The 21,681-nt window shown below is 64.1% G+C and carries 21 protein-coding genes; 9 read left to right on the top strand and 12 right to left on the bottom strand.

The genetic code is table 11. The features are described 5' to 3' along the window. Positions 1 to 38: 38 nt before the first annotated feature. The 7 genes from B2246_RS14120 to B2246_RS14090 are packed head-to-tail and all read left to right on the top strand — an operon-like array spanning position 39 to position 7,826. Positions 39 to 2,276: a tetratricopeptide repeat protein gene (locus B2246_RS14120; RefSeq protein ID WP_035884085.1), complete on the top strand. Its 2,238-nt coding sequence runs from the start codon at positions 39 to 41 to the stop codon at positions 2,274 to 2,276. Beyond that, entirely contained in the window at positions 2,273 to 3,043 is a 771-nt protein-coding gene (gene rfbF, locus B2246_RS14115) for a glucose-1-phosphate cytidylyltransferase (RefSeq protein ID WP_008646656.1), read from the top strand. The genes B2246_RS14120 and rfbF overlap by 4 nt, the downstream gene beginning before the upstream one ends. Continuing rightward, positions 3,025 to 4,131 (top strand): CDP-glucose 4,6-dehydratase, encoded by a 1,107-nt coding sequence (rfbG, locus tag B2246_RS14110; protein WP_286882333.1) that lies wholly within the window; start codon positions 3,025 to 3,027, stop codon positions 4,129 to 4,131. The genes rfbF and rfbG overlap by 19 nt, the downstream gene beginning before the upstream one ends. Next, a complete protein-coding gene (locus B2246_RS14105; RefSeq protein ID WP_035884166.1) occupies positions 4,128 to 4,679 on the top strand; it encodes a dTDP-4-dehydrorhamnose 3,5-epimerase family protein in 552 nt (183 codons plus the stop codon). Before rfbG ends, B2246_RS14105 begins: the two co-directional genes overlap by 4 nt. Further along, complete coding sequence (locus B2246_RS14100; RefSeq protein WP_286882331.1) at positions 4,676 to 5,905, top strand: class I SAM-dependent methyltransferase; 1,230 nt, start codon at positions 4,676 to 4,678, stop codon at positions 5,903 to 5,905. The genes B2246_RS14105 and B2246_RS14100 overlap by 4 nt, the downstream gene beginning before the upstream one ends. After that, positions 5,902 to 6,705: a WbqC family protein gene (locus B2246_RS14095; protein ID WP_008646662.1), complete on the top strand. Its 804-nt coding sequence runs from the start codon at positions 5,902 to 5,904 to the stop codon at positions 6,703 to 6,705. The genes B2246_RS14100 and B2246_RS14095 overlap by 4 nt, the downstream gene beginning before the upstream one ends. Continuing rightward, positions 6,702 to 7,826 (top strand): DegT/DnrJ/EryC1/StrS family aminotransferase, encoded by a 1,125-nt coding sequence (locus tag B2246_RS14090; protein WP_008646665.1) that lies wholly within the window; start codon positions 6,702 to 6,704, stop codon positions 7,824 to 7,826. The genes B2246_RS14095 and B2246_RS14090 overlap by 4 nt, the downstream gene beginning before the upstream one ends. Before the next feature lie 19 nt (positions 7,827 to 7,845). Here the strand turns inward: B2246_RS14090 and B2246_RS14085 are convergent, their stop codons facing one another. From B2246_RS14085 to B2246_RS14045, 9 genes are all read right to left on the bottom strand, one after another. Next, positions 7,846 to 8,484, bottom strand: a complete 639-nt coding sequence (locus B2246_RS14085) for a methyltransferase domain-containing protein (protein ID WP_286882329.1) — start codon at positions 8,482 to 8,484, stop codon at positions 7,846 to 7,848. A 110-nt stretch (positions 8,485 to 8,594) separates the two neighbouring features. Next, entirely contained in the window at positions 8,595 to 8,876 is a 282-nt protein-coding gene (locus B2246_RS14080) for an EscU/YscU/HrcU family type III secretion system export apparatus switch protein (RefSeq protein ID WP_008646668.1), read from the bottom strand. Continuing rightward, positions 8,873 to 10,216 (bottom strand): flagellar hook-length control protein FliK, encoded by a 1,344-nt coding sequence (locus tag B2246_RS14075; protein WP_035884080.1) that lies wholly within the window; start codon positions 10,214 to 10,216, stop codon positions 8,873 to 8,875. Before B2246_RS14075 ends, B2246_RS14080 begins: the two co-directional genes overlap by 4 nt. A gap of 86 nt (positions 10,217 to 10,302) precedes the next feature. Beyond that, a complete protein-coding gene (locus B2246_RS14070; protein ID WP_008646672.1) occupies positions 10,303 to 10,647 on the bottom strand; it encodes a flagellar protein FliT in 345 nt (114 codons plus the stop codon). A 21-nt stretch (positions 10,648 to 10,668) separates the two neighbouring features. Next, the gene (gene fliS, locus B2246_RS14065; protein ID WP_008646675.1) at positions 10,669 to 11,103 is read right to left on the bottom strand and encodes a flagellar export chaperone FliS; all 435 of its coding nucleotides are present in this window, start codon (positions 11,101 to 11,103) and stop codon (positions 10,669 to 10,671) included. A 24-nt stretch (positions 11,104 to 11,127) separates the two neighbouring features. Continuing rightward, positions 11,128 to 12,600: a flagellar filament capping protein FliD gene (fliD, locus tag B2246_RS14060; RefSeq protein ID WP_008646676.1), complete on the bottom strand. Its 1,473-nt coding sequence runs from the start codon at positions 12,598 to 12,600 to the stop codon at positions 11,128 to 11,130. 42 nt (positions 12,601 to 12,642) lie between these two features. Continuing rightward, the gene (locus B2246_RS14055) at positions 12,643 to 13,023 is read right to left on the bottom strand and encodes a flagellar protein FlaG (RefSeq protein ID WP_286882328.1); all 381 of its coding nucleotides are present in this window, start codon (positions 13,021 to 13,023) and stop codon (positions 12,643 to 12,645) included. Between the two features lie 115 nt (positions 13,024 to 13,138). Beyond that, a complete protein-coding gene (locus tag B2246_RS14050; protein ID WP_008646678.1) occupies positions 13,139 to 14,377 on the bottom strand; it encodes a flagellin FliC in 1,239 nt (412 codons plus the stop codon). A 222-nt stretch (positions 14,378 to 14,599) separates the two neighbouring features. Continuing rightward, positions 14,600 to 14,920, bottom strand: coding sequence for an RNA chaperone Hfq (locus B2246_RS14045; protein WP_286882327.1), 321 nt, complete (start codon positions 14,918 to 14,920; stop codon positions 14,600 to 14,602). 911 nt (positions 14,921 to 15,831) lie between these two features. Between B2246_RS14045 and B2246_RS14040 the strand changes: the two genes are divergently transcribed. After that, entirely contained in the window at positions 15,832 to 17,865 is a 2,034-nt protein-coding gene (locus B2246_RS14040; protein ID WP_286882326.1) for a methyl-accepting chemotaxis protein, read from the top strand. Positions 17,866 to 17,912: 47 nt separating this feature from the next. Here B2246_RS14040 and B2246_RS14035 read toward each other — a convergent pair whose 3' ends face one another. Further along, complete coding sequence (locus B2246_RS14035; protein ID WP_024570037.1) at positions 17,913 to 19,025, bottom strand: CoA transferase; 1,113 nt, start codon at positions 19,023 to 19,025, stop codon at positions 17,913 to 17,915. An 8-nt stretch (positions 19,026 to 19,033) separates the two neighbouring features. Continuing rightward, positions 19,034 to 20,035: a tripartite tricarboxylate transporter substrate binding protein gene (locus tag B2246_RS14030; protein WP_008646695.1), complete on the bottom strand. Its 1,002-nt coding sequence runs from the start codon at positions 20,033 to 20,035 to the stop codon at positions 19,034 to 19,036. A gap of 130 nt (positions 20,036 to 20,165) precedes the next feature. Between B2246_RS14030 and B2246_RS14025 the strand changes: the two genes are divergently transcribed. Next, positions 20,166 to 21,107 carry a LysR family transcriptional regulator gene (locus B2246_RS14025; RefSeq protein ID WP_008646697.1) on the top strand — a complete coding sequence of 314 codons (942 nt, stop codon included), beginning with the start codon at positions 20,166 to 20,168 and terminating at the stop codon, positions 21,105 to 21,107. Here B2246_RS14025 and B2246_RS14020 read toward each other — a convergent pair. Beyond that, on the bottom strand, positions 21,064 to 21,618 hold the full coding sequence (locus B2246_RS14020; protein WP_286882325.1) for a DMT family transporter: 555 nt from the start codon (positions 21,616 to 21,618) through the stop codon (positions 21,064 to 21,066). The two genes, B2246_RS14025 and B2246_RS14020, sit on opposite strands and share 44 nt — an antisense overlap. Positions 21,619 to 21,681: the final 63 nt, after the last annotated feature.

Below are 21,681 nucleotides of genomic sequence, written 5' to 3'. Positions count from 1 at the left end.
CGCGAAATGTCGCGCGGCACCGGCGATCGACCCAAATCATGCACGACAGCTATCATGCCGTGAAGGCATCCAACTCCCTTGCCAAGGCGGAAGCGAGTTTCAAGGCGCACCAGTATGACGAGTGCATTCGCAATGCGGAGCGTGCCGACAAGCATGGTAGCGATTCGCCGCGGGCGTACTTCCTGCGCGCCGTAAGCTGTCTGAGACTTGGCAATCGCAATGAAGCGCTGCGGCTGAGCGAGCAGGGGCTCGCGCGGTTTCCCGAGGACATCGAACTGCGCGTGGTCATGGGCGAGACCCTCATGACGATCGGCCGCTACCCGCAAGCGCGTGCGGCACTCGAGCCGGTGATTGCCCAGAACCCGCCGATGTGGCAGGCGTGGGCCACCTGGTCAAGCGTGCTCTATGGCCTGCAAGACTATCCAGGCGCACGTGACGCCGCACTGCGCGGGCGCGCACTGGCGCCGAAGGAAGTGAGCACGCTGACCGCGTACGCCAACGCCATGAAGGAGACCGGCAAGGTTGGCGAGGCCGTTGGCGCGCTGCGCGAGGCGATTGCCATTGCACCGGATCAGCTTCTGCTGCGCTTCAACCTGCTGTTCACGATGTTGTTCGACGAGAACACCACCGGCTTGGATCTTCGACATGAAGCCGAGCGTTGCGCGCAACTGATGATGCCGGCAAAGCGCGGTGCCAGGGCACTGCATCCGTCTGCGGACAATGGCCGTATCAGGCTGGGGCTTATGTCCAACGACCTGATGAGCCACGCTTGCGCCTATTTTGTCATTCCATTCCTCGCAAACCTGGATCACACCCGTGTCGAAGTCTTTGTCTACTCGCTAAACGGGCACGCGGACAACATCACGGAGAAGGTCCGTTACTTTGCCGGACACTTTGTCGAGCTGGCCGGCAAGACCGTGAAAGAGGTTGTGGACATCGTGCGGGCTGACCAGCTCGACGTACTGTTCGACCTCGGCGGATACACGCGCAATACCCCGCTGACCTACATGGCGCATGGTCTTGCCATGAAGCAACTGACATGGATCGGATACCCCGGCACCACCGGCATGCCCGGCATGGACTACCGCCTCACCGAGGCGATGGCCGACCCCGAGGGCAATGAGGCGTTCTGTACGGAAGAACTGTTGCATGCCCCGGCGATTGCCTCGTACTTTCCGCTCGTTGCGCGTCCGCTTGATGCTTATGCGGCCGCATACCGGGTGCGGCCGACGCCCGCGCTGGAGAACGGTCACATCACGTTCGGTTGCTGCATCAACCTGGCAAAGATCAGCGCGCGCACGCTCAGGCTCTGGAGTGGCGTGCTGGCACGCTGCCCTGGCAGCCGGCTGCTGGTGGAGTGCTCGGGTCTCGACAACGACGCCGTGCGCGTACCGTTGCTCGAGCGCATGGCGGCTGCGGGGATTGCTGCGGAGCGCGTCATCTGTGTGCCGCGCGAGGGCAAGAACCAGTACGTGCTCTATCACCGTATCGACGTACTGCTCGACACCGCGCCATTGACTGCGGGCGCCAATGCATGTGATGCCCTTTGGATGGGCGTGCCCCTTGTCACGATCGCCGGCCAGGCCTTCCATGAGCGCATATCGGCGTCGTTCCTCAATACCATCGGCTTGCCCGGGCTGATCTGCACGACGGACGATCAATACATCGAGACCGCGGTGGCCCTGGCATCGGACGTCGCGCAGCTTGACGCGCTGCGCATGTCGATCCGGACGCGGTTCGAAGGCAGCGCGCTGTCCGATGCTGCCGGGCTGTGCCGCTGGCTGGAGGAAGAAATGGCCAAATGGGTGTCCGCGTATCGCACGCCCGGCCAGATTGCGCGGCCCGATGGTGAGGGCTTGTTCTTCGGCGGCCGGTGGATCTCGATGGAGGAAATCGCCACGTCGCTGGTCGGTATCATGGCTACGTACGACACGGACGCTCTGGCGAACCTGCTGGAGAACGTCTCCGCAAAGTGGAGCAAGCACTGGCTGGTGGCTTATGCATTGTCCGAGCTGCTCTATCAGCAAGGCGACAAGGCTGGCGCGCTGGACCTGCTGATCGACAGTGCCATGCTGCGCAAGTACTCGCTGCCACTCTACCGCCTGCTGCTGGCGCGCCTGGACGAACTTGGGCAGGACAAGTCGGCGCTTGCGGCTTTCCTGCAGGAATCGTTCGGCCTGGATGCGGCGGTTGTCGAGGCGATGCCGGTTCCCACGATCCACGAGATCACGGGCGTGCCCGCCCGTGCGGAGCAGGCCGACGAGGTGGCGGCATGAAGGCTGTCATCCTGGCTGGCGGCCTCGGCACGCGCATCTCCGAGGAGTCGCACCTGCGCCCAAAGCCGATGATCGAGATCGGCGGCAAGCCGATTCTCTGGCACATCATGAAGACGTACTCGCACTACGGCATCAATGACTTCGTGATCTGCCTGGGCTACAAGGGCTACATCATCAAGGAGTACTTCGCCAACTACTTCCTGCACATGTCGGACGTGAGCTTCGACATGAAGAACAACCGCATGGAAGTGCTGCAACGGCACGTGGAGCCGTGGCGCGTCACGCTGGTGGATACGGGCGAGTACACGATTACCGGCGGCCGTCTCAAGCGCGTGCGCGAGTACCTCGACAACGAGCCGTTCTGCTTTACCTATGGCGATGGGGTATCGGACGTCAACATACGCGCGTTGCTCGACTTTCACCTCAGCCACGGCAAGCCCGCCACCGTGACGGCGATCCAGCCACCGGGCCGCTATGGCGCGCTCGACATGCATGGATCGGAAGTGCGCAATTTCCAGGAGAAGCCCGCAGGCGACGGTGCCTGGATCAATGGTGGCTACTTCGTGCTGGAGCCGTCGGTGATCGACCTGATCGACGGGGACGGCACCGCGTGGGAAGCCGAGCCGATGATCCAGCTCGCGCGGCGGGGCGATCTTCAGGCGTTTTCGCATCGTGGCTTCTGGCAGGCCATGGATACGCTGCGCGACAAAAATCTGCTGGAACAGCTCTGGGCGTCGGGCAATCCGCCATGGAAGGTCTGGAAGTGACGCACTTCGGTGATATCTACCGGAGACGCCGCGTGCTCGTGACCGGGCACACCGGATTCAAGGGTAGCTGGCTCGCGCAGTGGCTCCATCTGCTTGGTGCCGAGGTGACCGGTGTTGCGCTGGACCCGGCCACCACGCCGAGTCTCTGGGGCGAACTGGACCTGACCCATGCGGAGCGTTGCATCGATCTGCGTGGCGACGTACGCGAGTCGCGAACCGTCGATGCCGCGCTCACGCGCGGCAATCCAGAGATTGTGTTTCACCTGGCGGCACAGCCACTGGTGCGCCGCTCGTATCGCGATCCGCTGGAAAGCTGGTCGACCAATGTGATGGGCACCGCCAATGTGCTCGACGCCTGCCGTCGCATCCCCGGTGTGCGCGCAGTGGTCGTGGTGACCACCGACAAGGTCTACGCGAACCGCGAGTGGTCATGGGGATACCGCGAGTCCGACCGGCTTGGCGGACACGATCCTTATGCCGCGTCGAAGGCGGCATCGGAGCTGGTGGCCACCAGCTATCGGCAGAGTTTCTTCGCGCAACCGGACGCACCATTCCTGGCCACGGCGCGTGCCGGCAACGTGATCGGCGGTGGGGACTGGTCCGAGGACCGGTTGATTCCAGATCTCGTGCGTGCGACCTCGCGTGGGGAATCGCTGGAGATCCGTTCACCGGGCGCGACACGTCCGTGGCAGCACGTGCTCGACTGCCTGTCCGGGTATCTGCTGCTAGGACAGCGGCTGTTGCAGGGCGATGCGGCGTGCGCCGATGCCTGGAACTTCGGCCCGTCCGCGCATGACAACCGGACGGTCGAGGCCGTGCTCGGCATGATGCGCTGCCACTGGCCGGCGCTCGAATGGCATGTGAGTGCCACGCCGCGCCCGCACGAGGCGAACCTGCTGTATCTCGATAGCGCGCGGGCACGCAGTGAGCTTGGCTGGCAGCCGGTGTGGCAGCTCGAGCAGGCGCTGGCGGCCACGGCGGGCTGGTACCGGACTTCGCAGGATGGCATGGCAAGCATCACGCGCCGCCAGATCGAGGACTACATGATCGCCGCCGCGGCTGCCGGCGTGTGCTGGGCAACGCCATGATCGTTACACCGCTGCCCATCGCCGGCGCGGCGATCGTAGACACCCGGCGGATCGAAGATCAGCGCGGCGCGTTCGCCCGGCTGTTCTGCGCGGACGCGCTGGCGCCCGTGCTGGGCGATCGCCGGATCGTGCAGGCCAATCATTCGCATACGCGCGAGGTCGGCGCGTTGCGCGGGCTTCATTTCCAGTTGGCGCCACATGCGGAGATGAAGCTTGTGCGCTGCCTGGCCGGCCGCGTATGGGACGTCATGGTGGACCTGCGCGCGGGATCGCCAACATTCCTGTGGTGGCATGCGGAAGAGCTAAGTGCGGAGAATGCCCGCATGATGGTGATTCCGGAGGGCTGCGCGCACGGGTTCCAGGTACTGGAACCGGACAGCGAACTGATGTACCTCCATACCGCAGCCTACGCGCCGCAGGCCGAACGTGGCCTGCGTCATGACGACCCCATGCTTGGCATCCAATGGCCGCTGCCGGTGGGGGAACTCTCCGCCCGCGATGCCTCCCACCCACTTCTCAGTGCCGGCTTTGCCGGCATCGTGCCATGAACTGCCGACACTGCAACGCCGAACTTCGGCACGTGTTTCTGGATCTCGGCTTCGCGCCGCCGTCCAATGCCTATCTGGATCACGCCGAACTGAGTGCGCCGGAAACGCATTTCCCGCTCAAGCTCTTTGTCTGCGATACCTGCTGGCTGGTCCAGACTGAAGACTACGCGCAGGCCGACGCGCTCTTCCGGCCCGACTACGCATATTTCTCGTCCACATCGCGGACGTGGCTCGAGCACGCGGCGTGCTATGCGGCCGACATCACGCGGCGGCTGTCGCTGGGACCTGACAGCCTCGTGATCGAGGTAGCCTCCAATGACGGTTACCTGCTGCGGAACTTTGTGGCTGGCGGCATTCCGTGCCTGGGCATCGAGCCGACGACGAGCACCGCAGATGCCGCCCAGGCGATCGGCGTGCCGACGCTGCGCGAGTTCTTCGGCGAAGCGCTGGCGCGACGGCTGGTCGCGCAGGGCAAGCGTGCCGACCTGATCGCGGGCAATAACGTCTATGCCCATGTGCCGGACATCAACGATTTCACGCGCGGCCTGAAGGTCGCGTTGAAGCCGGGTGGCACCATCACGCTGGAATTCCCGCATCTGATGCGGCTGATCGAGCAGACCCAGTTCGACACGGTCTATCACGAGCATTTTTCGTATCTGTCGCTGTACACGGTGTCACGCATCTTCGCGCAGGCGGGGCTGCGCGTGTTCGACGTGGAGCGGCTGAGCACGCACGGCGGCAGTCTGCGTGTCTATGGCTGCCATGACGATGACGCTCGCGTAATGTTGCCCTCGGTGGCCGGGTTGATCGAGGAAGAGGAGACATTCGGCTTGCGCAGCCTGGACATCTATCTCGCGTTCCAGGCCCGTGCCGATGCTGTCAAGGATGGCCTGCTGGCGTTCCTGCTCGAAGAGAAGCGGGCCGGCCGTCGGGTGGCCGCGTACGGCGCTGCCGCCAAGGGCAATACATTGCTCAACTACGCGGGCGTGCGGCCCGACCTGCTGCCGTTTGTCTGCGACGCAGCCGCCTCCAAGCAGGGAAAATTCCTGCCCGGCAGCCATATTCCCATCTGCGCGCCGTCAGAACTCGATGCCCGCAGGCCCGATACCGTGCTGATCCTGCCATGGAACATTGCCGATGAAGTGGTGGCGCAGAACCACCGCGTTGCGGAGTGGGGAGGGACCTTTGCTGTGGCGGTGCCGGAGATCCGGAGACTGCCATCATGAGTACGGCGCCGCATACAGGCTCCATGGACACCACGGGCACGCTCGTGGTGTCCCAGCCGATGTACTTCCCCTGGGTCGGCATGCTCGAGCAGATTCGCCTGTGCGACACCTACGTCTTCTATGACGACGTGCAGTTCGCGCGCGGCTTCATCAACCGCGTTCAGGTCAAGACCCGCGATGGCGTGCGCTGGTTGACCGTGCCGCTACGCGACCGCCATCGCCACAGCCTGATCTCTGACCTCAAGATCGACGACAACACCGACTGGCGCAGCCGGCATCGCGATGTGCTGCGCCAGGCGTACCTGGGCACGCCGCATCTGGATGACATGCTGGCGCTGGTCGATGCGGTCTTCTCGCAGAACGCGACGACGCTGGCGGCGCTGTCGCGCGCGTCTGTCATGGCGCTGGCGCATTACTTCGGGCTCGATGCCGGACGGCAATTCCTGGACGCGTCGGCGCTCGGCGTTGGCGGGGAGAGCAGCGGCAGGTTGCTGGCGCTGTGCGGGCATTTTGGTGCCAGCCGTTATGTCACCGGACACGGGGCGAGGCACTACCTGGACCACGAGCGCTTCGAGCGCGCCGGCGTGGTGGTCGAGTATATGGACTATCAACTGCGTGCCTATCCGCAGCGCCACGGCGCGTTCACGCCCTACGTCAGCGCGCTCGATCTCGTCGCCAACTGTGGTCGCGAGGGTGCGCAGTACATTTGCTCCCGCACGGTGTCCTGGCAAGCCGCAAGCGCAGAGGCTGTATCAGCCGATGCCATCCTAACGCCCGCACTGGAGGTCACACTGCCATGAAACGTATCCCTGTCTCGGGGCCCTCCATCAGCGAGAAGGAAATCGCATACGTCACCGACGCTGTGACCAATGCCTGGTACGCCAACGCCAACGTGTACCACGAGCGCTTCGAGCGCGCCTTCGCCGAATATCACGGCGTCAGGCATGCCGTGGCCTTGCCATCCTGCACCTCGGCGCTGCATCTTTCCTTGCTCGCGCTCGGCATCGGACCCGGCGACGAAGTCATCGTCCCGGATTCCACGTGGATCGCCAGCGCGGCACCGATCCAGTATGTGGGGGCGACGGCGGTGTTTGCGGATATCGACCCGCAGAGCTGGTGTCTGTCGGCGGAATCGGTAGAGGCATATGTAACGCCGCGTACCCGCGCCATGATCCCGGTGGACCTGTACGGCAACGTGCCCGACTACGCTGCATTGCAGGCCATCGCACGCCGGCATGATCTGGCAGTGATCGAGGATGCGGCCGAGGCGGCCGGAACCTGGTCCCACGGTCGACCAGCCGGAACCTTCGGCGCAACCGGGACGTTCAGCTTCCATGGTTCGAAAACCCTGACCACCGGGGAAGGCGGGATGCTGATCACCGATGACGATGCCATCCACCAGCGGGTGCTCGTGCTGCGCGATCACGGACGTGCGCCTGGTGACACCATGTTCATGAATCGCGAGGTGGGCTACAAGTACAAGATGAGCAGCATGCAGGCCGCGCTTGGCCTGGCTCAAACGGAGCGCATCGAGGAGCTCGTGGCGCGCAAACGGGTGATTTTCGGCTGGTATCGCGAGGAGCTGGGCGATTGCGAAGAGGTCATGCTGAACCACGAAGCCGAAGGCGTACGTAGCAGCTACTGGATGACGACGGCAATTCTGCCGGATCGACTGGGCGGAAAAGCCGAAGTCATCCGTCGTCTCGCCGGCGAGGGGATTGATTGCCGACCTTTCTTCAGTCCGTTAAGCAGTCTGGAAGCGTATGCGCAAACGCAGCCAGCTTCGATGGCACGCGAATGCAATATGGTGGCTTACCGGCTGGGCGCGCATGGCGTGAACCTGCCATCGGGTCTCAATCTCGAGCGGGACGACGTGGCGCGCGTTGGTGCCGCCGTGCGCGAGCTACTTTCCCAACGCTGATGGGGTCCCTGACCGTCTGCTACGGCAGGCGGTACAGCGAAATCTTCCGTTCCTGATTCCGGTAGATGGTTTCGAACCCGAAACGTACCAGTGTCATGCGCTGCACGTCGTTGGCATAGGCAATGACGGAGCGATGCTGGCGGAAGTGATCGAGGTTATGCCTGACGAAGCGTTCGAGGATCACGTCGTCGAACGGATTGAACATGAAAACGATGTTGTTGCCAGATGGGAGACTGAATCCTGTGGCATCGGCATTGACGAACGAGATGTTGTCGGCACCGAACCGGCGTTGGTTGCGGCTGGAGACGTCGATCAGGGTGCTGGAAAACTCCACGCCCACGATATTTCGGAACGGCTGCCGCGTGTGCGCGTAGAAGCAGGCTTTGCCCTTCCCCGAACCGATGTCCACGAAATTGTCGAAACGATGCCCAGTGCGCCGCGCCTCCCGGAACAACTCGCGGAGGTTGCGACACCACACGGCATGGTAGGTGGACGCATGTGCGATCGGGAGGCTGGTGTCGTCCATCAGGTCCTTGACCGGGACTACGCCGCCCAGATCGAGTCCATACCGCTTCTCGAACAGATAGTCCTCGAAGTCGAACCAGCCCCATTTGAGGGATTCCAGGAATGGCTTGGTGCGAATGGTTGACTGTGTCATGCGGTGATGTCGGTTGGTCTGCTATGCGCTTTGCATCATACGAAATGGCAAGGCACTGCAAGACGCCGAAGAAAGGCCTGTTTTCCGGGCTATTGCGGCAATGGCGCTTATTACTTGGCCGAGGATTGCCCCGTCTCGTGCTCGATCTGATGCAGCCACGCCAGCAATTGGGCCACCGCCAGATAGAGCTGGGGGGGAATCTGGGAGTCCATGTCCACCTGCATCAGCAGGTTGACCAGCGCCGGAGAATTGTGGACATAGACTCCGGCTTCCTGGGCGCGCGCGATGATCGATTCGGCCGTGACGCCGTAGCCCTTGGCCACCACGCGTGGGGCCTTCTCACCTTCTTCATATGACAGCGCCACCGCGGCGCCGCGCGACGTGTCGCTCATGACGGGACTCCCGCTGCCGTTGGTGCCGTATCGGTGCGTGCCGTAATCTGGCCCACCACGAAGCCGCTGGCCGCCAGACGCCCGTGCAGATCGGGAATGGCCGCATGAAGCCTTGCGGCAGTGTCATCCAGCGGTGCATTGACTCGCACGTCCAGCATCGACGGCGATAGCGTCAGGCTGGCTTCGACCGTGCCCATGCCAGGCATCTGCACGACCAGCCGTGTGGTCCAGCTCCGCGCCTGGTGCTGCGTGCCGGATCCATCCTCGTCAACGGGAGTCGGCGACACTTCCCACGACATCTGTGTGCCGGACCAGGCTTCGCCCTGCCAGCGGAACTGCTGGGCGGCCAGCAGTTCGAGTTGCTGGCGCATCAGGCCCTCCGTCGCCGGGTGCACGATCTGGCCTTGCGCTGGGGGCGGTGCGGCGGGCGGTTCGGATGTCGACGCGTGCGTGGCCAGCAGAGACGCGCGTGGCGCATTGCCCGCGTCGGCAACGCTGGCATATGACTGGGCGGCCTGCAGTGATTGCGTGCGCGCGCCGTCGGGCGCGGGAATCGGATCGCCGACGGTGATGGTGCGGGTGACAGGCGGGTGGCGGCCGAATGATGAAACATCGGCGGCCCGATTCGCGGCCATGCCGCCTGCGCTGCCCGTTCCGTTGGCAGTGCCTGCGCCGTGTGCGGCGTTTCCTGCCCGGCCGGTGGCGTCGCCATCAGGGGCATCGGGAAGGCCCACCGCTGCAAGCATCGCCGCACGCGCCGCATCGGCGGCCCGAGGGGAATAGGGCAACGCCAGCAACTGACGCAGCGGCTCATCGGGAGGTGGCGGGTTGGCGCCGTTGGCGGTGGCTCGTGCCAGCACGGCCTGGGGCTCGCGCGCGATGTCCTTGAGCGTACGCGCACCGCTCACCCATTCGGCGAGATGCGCTTCATAGAACATGCCACTCTGGTCGAGCAGGCTGGCAAGCTTGGTGGCCAGCAGCGGCGCGGATTGCATTTCCGTGCGCGTGGCGAGTGGTGAGGCCGACTTCAGCGCGGCGGCGGCCTCGTCGGCATTCGCGAACAGGTCGAGGATCGTGCGCGCTGCGAAGCTCAGCGTTTCGCGCGTCGAAGTGACGACGGCGCCGGCGGTATTGCCGGCCGATGCTTCGCCGGGCCGCGCACCGGGCACGCGGCCAGCGGTGCCGAGATCGGTGCTGGTGTCACGCGAACTGGTCTCGTTCGTGTCCTGGACCGGCATCAGCGCGGCCAGCTTGTCGACCGCCAGCGCCGTGCGCTGTGTCAGCAGATCGTTACGTGCGAGCTGGCCAGCGTCAGGCTGGGAATGAATCGGAATCGACATGGAACGGGCCGTGACATGGGGCGTTACGGATGCGTGAGCTCAAGGCCCGCATTGGCGCCACGCCGGGCGCCCTGTGAACGTATCTCTCAGGCGGAAACGCCGTAGGCCTCGTTGACGTCGCGGCGGCGGCGGGCGTTGCCGAGCAGTTCCCCGAGGCGTTGCAATTGCGGCATCACCAGATCGCGGATCGCGGCGTCGTGAGCCAGCAGCTTGGCCAGCAGGGCCTGGCGCTGCATACGTTCCTGAAGCGTCGCGGGCGGGTGCGTGTCCTTGCCGCGGAGTGCTTCCACCTGAGCCACGTAAACGCGCTGGACTTCGGTCATTGCGTCCCAATTGCCATGGCGGGCGGCTTCGAGCATCTGCTCCGAGAGCAGGACGAGTTCCTCGTAGATCTGGATGACCGACGGGGTGGCAGGCATGTTGGAGTACATCGTCTCAGTTCCGGAAGGTAGTCACGAGTTGGCAGCGATCGGCTGTGCGGCCAGCGTGCCGTTGGCGGCTGGATTGCCGATCTGCGCCCAGGCGCTGGAGAGGTCCTGCAGCAGGCTGTCGACCTGGTCGAGCAGCGCTTCGTCATTGCGCAGGTTGGCCAGCATGAGCTGGCGCGACATGTAGTCGTACAGCCGTTCCAGGTCCGCGGCAACGTCGCCGCCGGCATTGTGGTCGAGCACAGCGCGCAGGCCATTGTCGATGATGTCGATCGACTTCGAGATGGCGTTGCCCTTGGCTGCGACGTCGCCGGCCGCCAGGTGGAACTTGGCACGTGCGATGGCCGCGCGTGCGCCGTCGTAGAGCATGACGATCAGCTGGTGCGGACTGGCACTCATGGCTCCGGTTTCGACACCCACCTGGGCGTAGGCATTGACGGCATTGCGGCGCGCGAACATGTGGACTCCTGCTGTTGGCTGACGTTACTTCTTGCTACTGCTTGTGCCGTTCATGGCGCTGAACTGCTGCGTCAGGTACGAACTGGTGTTCTGCATCTGCGACATGATGACGTCGAGCTGCGTGAACTGCGTCTTGTAATTGGCGATGACCGCATCGATGCGGGTCTGCGTTTCATCGTACTGATTGCTCAGATCCTTGAGCGTGTTGTTGATGCCGGCCGTGGCCGTCGTCAGCGCGCCGTTGCTGCTGGTCAGGTTCTTGACCAGTGTGCTGATCTGGTTGCCGTAGCCGCTCACGCCGTTGGCGTTGCCAAACAGCCCCGCAACCGCGCCTGGGTTGTTGTTCAGCGCCGAGGTCAACTTGGTGGTGTCGAGAGCAAGCGTGCCGTCGTTCTGGAACGAGATGCCGATCTGTGACAGCGTGGTGAGCGCGTTGCCTGTCTGCGGCGTGTTCATCACGCTGCGCATCTGGGACTGGATGATGCTCAACGTGGAATCGCCCGTCAGCGGAGAGCCGGTCTTGGTGCTCGGGTCGTAGGCTGACAGCGAGGCAGCGGTGTTCTGGAGATTGTTGTAAGCCGCGACGAAGGCTTGCAGACCGGTGACGATGGAACTGTTGTCGCGCTGCACCGCCACGTTGCTCGTGCCGGTCTGGTTCAGATTGAGCGTGACGCCCGGCACCGCGTCGGTGACGGCGTTGCTCTTGCTCTGGATGGCGATATTGTTGACCGTCAGTTTGGCATCCTGCGCGGCCACGGTCTGGGTCATGTTCTGCGTGCCGGCTGGATCGTAGGCTACGAGATCCGAAAGCGCCGTGCCGCCATCGTTCTCGTTCACGGACAGGCGCACGCTGTTCGTGGCGCCCGTTGCGTTCGAGTTGATGACCAGCCGGTACGGCGTGCCCGATCCATCATTGATGATACTGGCGGTCACCCCGGCATTGGACTTGTTGATCGCGTCACGAACGCCCTGCAGCGTGTTGTTGCTGCTGTCGATCGTGATGTCGACGCCGGTGGAGCCGCTGTTGGCCGTGAAGGTGGCGCCGGTGTACTTGCCGTAGGTCGGGCTGGCCGGGTTGTTGTCCAGCGTGCCACCCGTGATCGCACCGAAATCAATATGGATCGTGCCGGTGCCGACGGCGGCAGTCTGCGATGCCTGCCCGGTGGAAACCACCGACTGCGACTGCGCCAGTTGCGTGACGTTGACCGAGTAGGTGCCTGGTGCCGCAGTGGCACTACCAGTAGCGCTCAGTACCGAGGTGTTGCTTGCGCTTGCCGTGGTGGCCTGGAAGAACGTGGGGTTCGACAACTGGTTGGCCGATGCCTGGAACGCCGCGAGCATGCTCTGCAACTGCCCGTACGCGGACAGTTTGGTCTGGTAGCTGCTCTGCTGGGTCTTGATCGCGGTGAGCGGTGCCTGTTCAGCCGTGGTGAGCTGATCGAGCAGGCTGCTCAGGTCGAGACCGGAGCCGACGCCGAGGTTGGAGATCGTAGTCATTTCTTGTTTTCCAGGGGGCTTCTGGTTGGAGCTGCGCCGATGTCAGGCGGTCTGGTTGACGAACAGCCCTTGCAACTGGGCCAGCGCGTCGGCGATACGCACGACTTCCTCTGTGGGAATCTGTCGGATGATTTCGCCGTTGGCCTTGTCGACGATCTTGGTCACGACGCGGTTGGTCTCGCGGTCGATTTCAAACTGGACGCTGACCGATGCAGCGCGCAGGGCCTCGGTCAGTTTCCTGACTGCCGCATCCGTGCTGGGGCGCGCCGCCGGATGGTCAGGCGCCGGTGCGGCCGGCGTGGCGGCTGCCGGTGCTTGTGATGCATCCGCAGGCGTGGCGGACGTACGCAGGCCGGGCTGCGGCAGGGACACGCCGACTGCCGCTTGCACTACGCCCGACGATGGAGCAGCTTGGGTTGCCATGATTGTCCTGACTCGGTCATCTCGAAATGTTTTCCCAGAGCCGAAGCCCTGGGAAAATACTCCGGGCGCAAGAAAGCCGGACACGAGGTCCGGCCTTCCTGCTTACGCGTTGCGATTAACGCAGCAGCGACAGCACGCCTTGCGTGGTCTGGTTCGCTTGAGCCAGCACCGAGGTACCAGCTTGTTGCAGGATGTTCGCGCGGGTCATGTTCGACACTTCCGTTGCGTAGTCAGCATCCTGAATGCGCGAGCGCGACGACGACAGGTTGGTGATGGTCGTGCCCAGGTTCGAGATCGTCGAATCCAGACGGTTCTGGATAGCACCCAGCGAGCTGCGCAGGCTGTTCACCGTTTGCAGGGCGGAGTCGACCGTCGCCAGCGGGCTGGACGAGGCGCCAGCCGTCAGGTTGGCGGCCGTGACCTTGCTCGTGTCGAACGAGAAGGCAGCGGTGCCAGCGGTCGTCGTCGTGTCGGCCGTAGCCGGGTCCAGCGCAACGTACGTGTACATCGTCGTGCCGCTGACTGCGCCGTTCATGCCTTGGTTCTTCAGGGCCTGGGCTTCGGTCTGGCTGGCCGGGGTGATCGCGACCTGAGCGAACCAGTTGCCGTTCTTGTCGACCACGGCGTTGGCGCCAACCGCCACGCTACCGGCAGCAATGCCCAGCGTGGTGGCCAGCGTACCGGCGGCCTTTTCCGACACGGTCGAGGTCGTCACGTTGGTCGTGGAGCCGAAGGCCTTCTGGAAGTCGGCGGTGCTGGCGTCAGCCACACCAACCATGTTGGTCGCGCCATCAAACGTGGCGGCGCCGTTGGCGACCGGGCCGTTCACGTTGAAGCTGGTCAGACCCAGGGTCTTCGTGCTGATTTCTTGCAGGTTCACGGCGATGGTCTGGCCGTCTTGCGCGCCAACCTGGATGTTCACGCTCTTGGCGCTCGACGACAGCACCTTCACGCCGTTGAAGTCGGTCTGGGCCGACAGGCGGTCGATTTCCGACATACGCTGCGTGATTTCGTCCTGGATCGACTTCAGGTCGGACGACGAGTTCGTGCCGCTGGCGGCTTGCACCGACAGGTCACGGATACGTTGCAGGTTGTTCGTGACTTCGGTCAGCGCGCCTTCCGTCGTTTGCGCCAGCGAGATGCCGTCGTTGGCGTTACGCTGGGCAACGGTCAGGCCGTTGATGTTCGACGTGAAGCGGCTCGCAATTGCCAGGCCGGCGGCGTCGTCCTTTGCGCTGTTGATGCGCAGGCCCGACGACAGGCGCTGAATAGCGGTATTCAGTGCCGATTGCGAGGTGTTCATGTTGTTCTGAGTCATCAGAGACAACGAGTTGGTATTAATGACTTGCGCCATGGTACGACTCCTATTTGCAATGTTTTAGGCATTCCGGCGGGTGCCGTAACGTTGGCTGCCTGCGTTGCAGGGCGTAGAGTGCCTCCGTTGCAAAGGTTATCGACCGGGCTCGGGGAGACTTTAGAGTGATCTTTGCGGGGGTTGCGCGCGCAACTTGACCGGGCGTTCGCGTGGTCGTGGGCCCGCATCTATATAGAAGGGCGTCACGACTTGCTGCGTCTCTCAGCGGCCCTTGCGCGTGCGCGGGGTGTAAAGGCGCACGAAGTCCGGCGACGTTTCGGCGTCGAGCAGCACCGACGCCGTTTCGGGCGCGTGGGCGGGCGTCACGACGGTAATCGCGCGCTTGTAGATCAGCGTGGGGGTGGGGTCTTCTGCGCTTTGCCCGAGCAGGACCATATAGTTGTCCGATGCCAGGACGACACCGGTCAACCTCGTGCCGTTCGACAGATGGACGATGACTGCGTTGCGGCTTGCGCCGTGGGCTGCGTAATGCAGGTGCTGCAGTTTCCGGCTGGGTCTTGGAGCCTTTTTTTCCTTCTTCACAACTTCTCCGGAAGAACCCGCGAGGGATCTGGCGGCTGACAACGGTCCGATGACCACATGATTTGATCTGTAACGCACTATGGGTGACGTTTTGTGCGCTCAGATCGTGGGGCGCTTTGAAACATTCGCTCTCGGAGCCGGAGGTGGCGCAGGAACTGGCCAGCATGACTGCGGCGGGCAGACGATTCGCGAATATCGGGGGCGCTGCCCGGCCACCACGTCCAATCGGCGCTGCCAGGAGAGAAGGGAAATACTTCAGACGGGGAGAGTAACAAAGTTTTACAAGCATTGACTGAGCGGCTGCTTGTCTTCGGCTAGAGTCATTACTCTATTTGTGATGTTGTCGCGTGGAGTGAGTTGTGGCAAGCACTTGCGGTGCGCTGCCATCGGAACGCCCGTCCAGATGCCGCCAACCCGCGCCAGCTAATGCTTTGCGGGGAATTGCCGATATCTGACGAAGAGCCCGCACGTGACTTTTGCGCTACTGCGAAGCCATCAAGTGATCTTCGGATTACACCCGCCATCAGGGGAATCCCTGATAGAAGCGCGATTTACACCTCATGTAAGCGGGTTTATATTCGAGCGCTGGACCGGGTACAGCCGGTCCTTCAGAGCAGTCCTGGAAAGCCTACGAGCACCCCGCGCGTAGGCTTTTTTTTCGCACTGGCTGGTCGGGCCGACGATGGTCTGACGCCGTGTGTCTGGTCTCCGATGCCGGTGCGCATTGCGCAGATGGATTAGATGCCATTTGTTGTGCAGTCAATCCACCGAATACCTGCTGATTTCCCCCTCAATTCGTTTTCGTGCTCAAGTCCGTCCGCGATGCCGCCGATAGGAGGCCGTGCGATGCCCGGTTTCGGGCGGATATCGCTCGTACGAACAATCGGATCACAAGAGAAAGGTACGAAGTGATGGGCTTGCGAAAAATGGGGATCGGGGCGCGGCTGACCTTTGCTTTCAGTCTCGTGGTGCTGCTGCTCGCCGCGGTTGCCGCGGTTGGGGTGTCGGCGCTGGGCAGCATGAACGATGCCATGCACATGGCGGTGGAGAAGCGGCTGCTGCGGGTGATCGACCTGAATCACGCCAAGGCGCACGTGCTGACGATCGGTCTGATGGTGCGCGATGCGGCATTGACCGAGGATGCCGCGCTGGTCACCGCGAACGCGGCGAAGATCGCCCGGTTCCGCGAGGAAATCGACGCGACGCTCGAACCGATTGGCAAGACCCTGGCGGCGTCGGGCAACGCGGAATGGAAAGCCGTGTTCGAACAACTGACGCAGGCACGCGCCACCTACGACGGCCAGCTCGACCTGGTCATGCGCCAGCTGGGCGCAGGGGAATACGATGGCGCCCGCGCCGGGCTGACTGCCACGCTGCCGTCATCGCAGGCCGCGTACTTCGACAAGCTGGACGTGATCGCCCAGCTTGGCCAGAAGCTGGCCGTGGAGGCGGTGGAGGATGCAACAGCGCGCTACGCTTTTACGCGTAACCTTCTGATCGGCATGGCGGCCCTGGCGGCGATCATTGCCGCGCTGCTCGGTATCGGCATGACACGCTCGGTGACGCGTCCGGCCCGGCAGGCGCTTGACGCTGCCGAGGCGCTGGAGCAGGGCCAGCTTGCGCACGCCATCGAAGTACGCAGCCAGGACGAGATGGGCCGGATGCTCGGCGCGCTTGAGCGCGCCTTTGGCCAGCTTGGCACGCTGGTTCGCGGCATCCAGCACGCGGCCGGCTCGATCGATACCGCCGCGCGCGAGATCTCCAGTGGCAATACCGATCTGTCCCGCCGTACCGAGCAGCAAGCGGCATCGCTGGAGCAGACTGCCGCGTCGATGGAGCAGTTGACGTCCACCGTGCGCCAGAACGCCGAGAACGCGCGACAAGCCAACCAGCTTGCCGCGAACGCATCAGATGTCGCCACCGAAGGCGGCCGTGTGGTGCGCAGCGTGGTGGATACGATGGACGGCATTACCCAGTCCTCGGCGCGCGTGGCCGAGATCATTGGCGTCATCGAAGGCATCGCATTCCAGACCAACATTCTTGCGTTGAACGCGGCCGTGGAAGCGGCGCGTGCCGGCGAGCAAGGTCGCGGCTTCAGCGTTGTGGCGGCCGAGGTGCGCAGCCTGGCGCAGCGTTCGTCGTCGGCGGCCAAGGAAATTGGCGATCTGATCAACGGCTCCGTGCGGCAGGTAAAGGAAGGCGCGCGCCAGGTCGAAGTGGCCGGCAAGACGATGGATGACATCGTCGGCGCGGTGCGCCGCGTTACGGACATCATGGGCGAGATCACCGCCGCCAGCGAGGAGCAGAGCGCTGGCATCGAGCAGGTGGGCCTGGCGATTGCGCAGATGGAAACCGTGACGCAGCAGAATGCCGCGCTGGTGGAAGAAGCCAGTGCGGCCGCCGAAAGCCTGATGCAGCAGGCCGGCGGGCTGGTGACGGAAGTCGCGCGCTTCGATCTGGGCCAGCAACAGCAGCGCGAAGTGCAGCGCGTGCCGGGGCCAGTGGCAGTCGTTGCGCAGCCGGTTCAGCCGGCGCCACGCTTGCCTGCAGCTGCGCCGAAGCCCTTGGCGCCGAGGCCATCGCCGCAGAAGGTATCGCCTGCGAAGGCATTGCCTCAGAAGGTATCGCCCCAGAAGGCATCGCCCCAGACGGCATCGACCCAGACGGCCGCCGCTGCCCCGCAGCGCCCGGTGCAGCCATCACGCCCATTGCGCGCGCCCGCAGTGCCTGCCGCCGTGCGACCGCCCGTGGTTCGCAAGACCTCGGCGGCCCCGGTACTGGCGCGCCAGCCAGCCACGCCAGCCAAGGCCCGCCAGCCGGTCACCCATCAGCGCAAGGAACCCGTACTGGCCACGCCGTCGAGCCGTCGGCCCGTGGCAAAGGCGAGGCCATCGGCCGCACCGGTGCCCGCGACGGCCGATAGCGGCGATTGGGAAACGTTCTGAGCGCGCGCCGGTGCGGGGCGATCAGCGTTAGCGCGGATTGACCCGAATTAGCCCGGATGTCGCCGGGCGCCGAAGCCCAGGCCCGGCGACATGACTTCGGTGTCGCCATCGCGCAGTGTGACAGTCGATATGCGGCCGTGACCTAGCGCCGCTTCGGCAAACTCGCCCAGCTTGCGTACCTTCGCTGCGGGTACCCCGCGCGTGGCCAGGCGCTCCTCGAGTTCGTCAGCGCGCAGCATTTGCAGGCGTTGCGCGATGATCGTTTTCAGGGCGGCGGGGTCGCGTGAGCGCACGAAGGTGGTGGGGGACTCCGCGTCCAGTGGTTCGGCAAAGTAGGTCGGGTCGGCGGCAAGCTCGGACAGTTCCAGGACTTCGAGAAGGCGCAGCAACTGGCGTGGGGTGTTGGCGCCGAGTGCAATCCAGCCGTCGGTCGTGGGGAAGAAGTCCGCCGTCGGACTGCCCGAGTAGCCCCGGTTGCCCACGCGAGAGGGCGACGTGCCATCCGTCAATGCCTCGCAGGCAAAGCCATACATGAGCTGCATCGCTGCGCCGGTCATGGAGATGTCGAGCTGAATGGCGCAGCCGCAGCGATCGCGCTCGCGCAGACCGGCCAGAATGGAGAGCGCAGCCTGCATACCCGTTGCAGCGTCGACGACAGGGAATCCGGTCTTGATCGGCGGGTCGTTCTCGTTGCCCGCCAGAAAGGTCATGCCTGTGGCCGCCTGAATGACATGGTCGTATGCGGGGCGGCCCGACCAGTCGGCACTGCCGCGACCAAAGCCCGAAATCGAGCAATACACCACGCGCGGATTCACCGCCCGCACCGCTTCGAAGCCGAGGCCGAATCGTTCCAGCACGCCGGGGCGCAGGTTGTCGACGACGACATCGCACGTGGCCGCCAGGGCGAGAGCGTCGGCGCGGCCCGCTTCGGAGCCCAGGTCGATATCACGACAGTCCTTGCCCGCATTGAGCGCAAGAAAGCCCTTTCGGCCAGTCTCGGTCCTGCGCATGACATCGCCGCCATTGGCGTTCTCCATCTTCAGCACATCGGCCCCGAGCTGTGACAGGTAGAACGTTGCCAACGGGCCCGCGATGACATGCGAGAAGTCCAGTACCCGGACGCCGGCAAGGGGGGAGAACGAGAGGTTTTCGGTGGTCATGGGTGGCCTCATTGCAGCGAAATATGGTTCGATTCGATGATCCGGCGGTACTTGACCATCTCGTCGGCAACGAATCGGTCAAAGGCTTCCTGGCTCGGTGTGGGGTCGATCACCGAACCCGCCTTCTGGAACATGTCGCGTGTGCCCGGATCATTCAGGGCCTTGATCACAGCAGCCTGCAGGCGTGCAACCACGGGCTTTGGCACGCCGGCGGGCGCCCAGATGCCGAACCATGAATCCAGCGCCAGGTCGTTCCGGCCCAACGCCTCGTTCAGGGTTGGCACCTGGGGCAAGCCGGGCAAGCGGGATGCGGAGGTAACCGCCAATGCACGCACCTTGCCGTTCTCGATCTGCGGGATCGCGGTCGATGCAATCGGGAAGCCAAGTGTTGCATCGCCCCGGATCAGCGCGGGAACGATCTCGACCGAGCCCTTGTAGGGCACATGGACCAGGTCGATCGCCGCGGCGCTTGCCAATGCCGCGCCCGACAGATGGGCGGCGCTGCCGATGCCCCCCGACGCATAGTTGAGCTTGCCCGGCGACTTGCGCGCGGCAGCGACAAGATCGGCCACGGACTGGTAGGGCGAGTTGCTCCTCACCAGCATGACCTGTGGGCTGAAGCCGGTACGGATGATGTGGGTGAAATCCCTGGCAGGGTCGAACCTGACCGACGGCTGCATCAGTTTCTGCACCAGATGCGTGGAGGCGCCGATCATCAGCGTGTAGCCGTCAGCCGGCTGCTTGGCGACGAACTCAGCGGCAAGAATGCCTCCTGCGCCAACCTTGTTCTCCACAATGACCGGTTGTCCCAGGTCGCGCGAGACGACTTCGGCCAGCTTGCGGGCCTGGATGTCCGGGCCGCCACCTGCGGCGTAGGGAACGATCAAGTGCACGGGCCGCGTGGGATATCCGGTTTCCGCCGAGGCTGCTGCCACGCTTGCCACCCCTGTTGTGCCGATCGCCACTGCCAGGCCAGGTAGCCATGCCAGTCGCCTTGCGATTCGCCGCATTTTGTCTCCTCTTGCTCAGGTGAGCTTGTTTGACAGCATTGTGCGAGCCGGATTCTTTCCTGTAAATTATGATGTCTTGATTGCGTCATCACGTTTTGTTATGACCCGGGTATTGCCTGAGCAACACGGTATGGGCCTGTACAGGCCAGCGCGCGCGCAGCGGCTGGATCGCTTGCGCATCCGGCATCTACGCTTTCTGGAACTCGTGGCCGAGCATGGCTCGTTGACGACGGCGGCCGCACAACTGGCGCTCAGCCAGCCTGCCGCAACCAAGATGTTGCAGGAGCTGGAATCTGCCTTCGGGGTGGAACTGGTCGCGCGTACCACGCGCGGCGCAGCACTTTCCCCTGCGGGACTGGTCGCACTGGACCGTCTGCGTATCGCGCTCAGCGCGCTGGCGGTGGCGGCTCAGTCGGCGGCGGAAGCACCCCCCGCTCCCGTGGTGCGGCTTGGCGTACTCCCGCTGGTTGGCGTGGTGATCCTGCCGAGATTGCTGGCGGCAATGGCTGCGCGGCCAGACTGCCCAAGACTCGTCGTGCGTGAATCGACGGTGGGCGGGCTGCTCCGAATGTTGAGCCGTGGCGATGTCGACTGCGTGATTGGCCGAATCGGCGTGGAGCTGGATAAGCAGTCTGCAAGCAAGCTGGCGGTCACGCCGCTGTGGCAGGAGCCGCTCGCCATTGCGTGCGCACAGGACCACCCACTGCGCCGCAGGCGCAACGTCGGGTTGGCGGAACTGCGCGAACAGGGTTGGATCGTGGCGTCACGCGAGGCCTATACGCGCCAGGTGTTCGACGACACCTTTCTGTCCGCAGGGCTGGTGCCGCCCCATCCCAAGGTCGAGTCGTTCTCGTTCCACACGAATCTGAGTGTGGTGGCAAGCAGCGATCTCTTGACCGTCGCACCGGAAAGCGCCGTGGCGCACTATGCGCAACTGGGAATGGTGCACCCGGTACGCCATGATTTTTCGTTCCCGGTGGGGCGCACGGTATTCATCACAATGGCGGAGATGGGGGCCTGGCCCGGCATCACGCTGATCCGAGATGCCTTGGCTGATCTGACTGTCCCCTGAGATTCCGCTCGCTTAATGCGTTGCTCGTGGCTCGCGCCGGCTGCCATTGCATGACGCAGATGCCCGCCAGGACCAGCACCACGCCGGCCAGGCGCGCCAGCGTGACGGGCCGGGCAGGCAGGCCCACCAGTCCGAAATGATCGACCAGCATCGACGCCAGCAACTGGCCGGCCACGGCGCCGACGATGAAGTTCGCGGCGCCCACGCGCGGCGCCAGCCACAGCGCCGCGGTGATGTAGATCACGCCGAACAGCCCGCCGATCCATTGCCACCACGGTCCCTGCGCGGCCGCAGCGAGATTGGGCGCCGATGCGCGCAGTGCCAGCAGCACGGGCACGACGGCAACCAGGCTGATCACGAGCGAGACGACGGTGGCCCAGAGCGGGTGCCCGAGCGCGCGGCCCAGCGTGGCGTTGCTGCCGGCCTGGAATGGGATCATCGCGCCGGCCAGAAGCGCGACGCCCAATGGCATCCAGAGCGAGCCAGCGGATGCGGCAAGCGGCGAGGTCATGATAATTTCTCCGATTCGAATGCAATCTGTTGTCGGGCATGTTGCACGCGCCGCCGCCGCAAT

Origin of the sequence: Cupriavidus sp. UBA2010 (assembly GCF_002335265.1) — a bacterium.
Taxonomy (GTDB): domain Bacteria; phylum Pseudomonadota; class Gammaproteobacteria; order Burkholderiales; family Burkholderiaceae; genus Cupriavidus; species Cupriavidus metallidurans.
The sequence above is the reverse complement of the archived record's forward strand: the minus strand, read 5'-3'. Positions and strand labels throughout refer to the sequence as shown.

What these genes read in the sequence shown, in the direction of transcription:
- B2246_RS14120 (WP_035884085.1), top strand. Translation starts at nt 39, where the DNA reads ATGCACGACAGCTATCATGCCGTGAAGGCATCCAACTCCCTTGCCAAG.
- rfbF (WP_008646656.1), top strand. Translation starts at nt 2,273, where the DNA reads ATGAAGGCTGTCATCCTGGCTGGCGGCCTCGGCACGCGCATCTCCGAG.
- rfbG (WP_286882333.1), top strand. Translation starts at nt 3,025, where the DNA reads ATGGAAGGTCTGGAAGTGACGCACTTCGGTGATATCTACCGGAGACGC.
- B2246_RS14105 (WP_035884166.1), top strand. Translation starts at nt 4,128, where the DNA reads ATGATCGTTACACCGCTGCCCATCGCCGGCGCGGCGATCGTAGACACC.
- B2246_RS14100 (WP_286882331.1), top strand. Translation starts at nt 4,676, where the DNA reads ATGAACTGCCGACACTGCAACGCCGAACTTCGGCACGTGTTTCTGGAT.
- B2246_RS14095 (WP_008646662.1), top strand. Translation starts at nt 5,902, where the DNA reads ATGAGTACGGCGCCGCATACAGGCTCCATGGACACCACGGGCACGCTC.
- B2246_RS14090 (WP_008646665.1), top strand. Translation starts at nt 6,702, where the DNA reads ATGAAACGTATCCCTGTCTCGGGGCCCTCCATCAGCGAGAAGGAAATC.
- B2246_RS14085 (WP_286882329.1), bottom strand. Translation starts at nt 8,484, where the DNA reads ATGACACAGTCAACCATTCGCACCAAGCCATTCCTGGAATCCCTCAAA.
- B2246_RS14080 (WP_008646668.1), bottom strand. Translation starts at nt 8,876, where the DNA reads ATGAGCGACACGTCGCGCGGCGCCGCGGTGGCGCTGTCATATGAAGAA.
- B2246_RS14075 (WP_035884080.1), bottom strand. Translation starts at nt 10,216, where the DNA reads ATGTCGATTCCGATTCATTCCCAGCCTGACGCTGGCCAGCTCGCACGT.
- B2246_RS14070 (WP_008646672.1), bottom strand. Translation starts at nt 10,647, where the DNA reads ATGTACTCCAACATGCCTGCCACCCCGTCGGTCATCCAGATCTACGAG.
- fliS (WP_008646675.1), bottom strand. Translation starts at nt 11,103, where the DNA reads ATGTTCGCGCGCCGCAATGCCGTCAATGCCTACGCCCAGGTGGGTGTC.
- fliD (WP_008646676.1), bottom strand. Translation starts at nt 12,600, where the DNA reads ATGACTACGATCTCCAACCTCGGCGTCGGCTCCGGTCTCGACCTGAGC.
- B2246_RS14055 (WP_286882328.1), bottom strand. Translation starts at nt 13,023, where the DNA reads ATGGCAACCCAAGCTGCTCCATCGTCGGGCGTAGTGCAAGCGGCAGTC.
- B2246_RS14050 (WP_008646678.1), bottom strand. Translation starts at nt 14,377, where the DNA reads ATGGCGCAAGTCATTAATACCAACTCGTTGTCTCTGATGACTCAGAAC.
- B2246_RS14040 (WP_286882326.1), top strand. Translation starts at nt 15,832, where the DNA reads ATGGGCTTGCGAAAAATGGGGATCGGGGCGCGGCTGACCTTTGCTTTC.
- B2246_RS14035 (WP_024570037.1), bottom strand. Translation starts at nt 19,025, where the DNA reads ATGACCACCGAAAACCTCTCGTTCTCCCCCCTTGCCGGCGTCCGGGTA.
- B2246_RS14030 (WP_008646695.1), bottom strand. Translation starts at nt 20,035, where the DNA reads ATGCGGCGAATCGCAAGGCGACTGGCATGGCTACCTGGCCTGGCAGTG.
- B2246_RS14025 (WP_008646697.1), top strand. Translation starts at nt 20,166, where the DNA reads ATGGGCCTGTACAGGCCAGCGCGCGCGCAGCGGCTGGATCGCTTGCGC.
- B2246_RS14020 (WP_286882325.1), bottom strand. Translation starts at nt 21,618, where the DNA reads ATGACCTCGCCGCTTGCCGCATCCGCTGGCTCGCTCTGGATGCCATTG.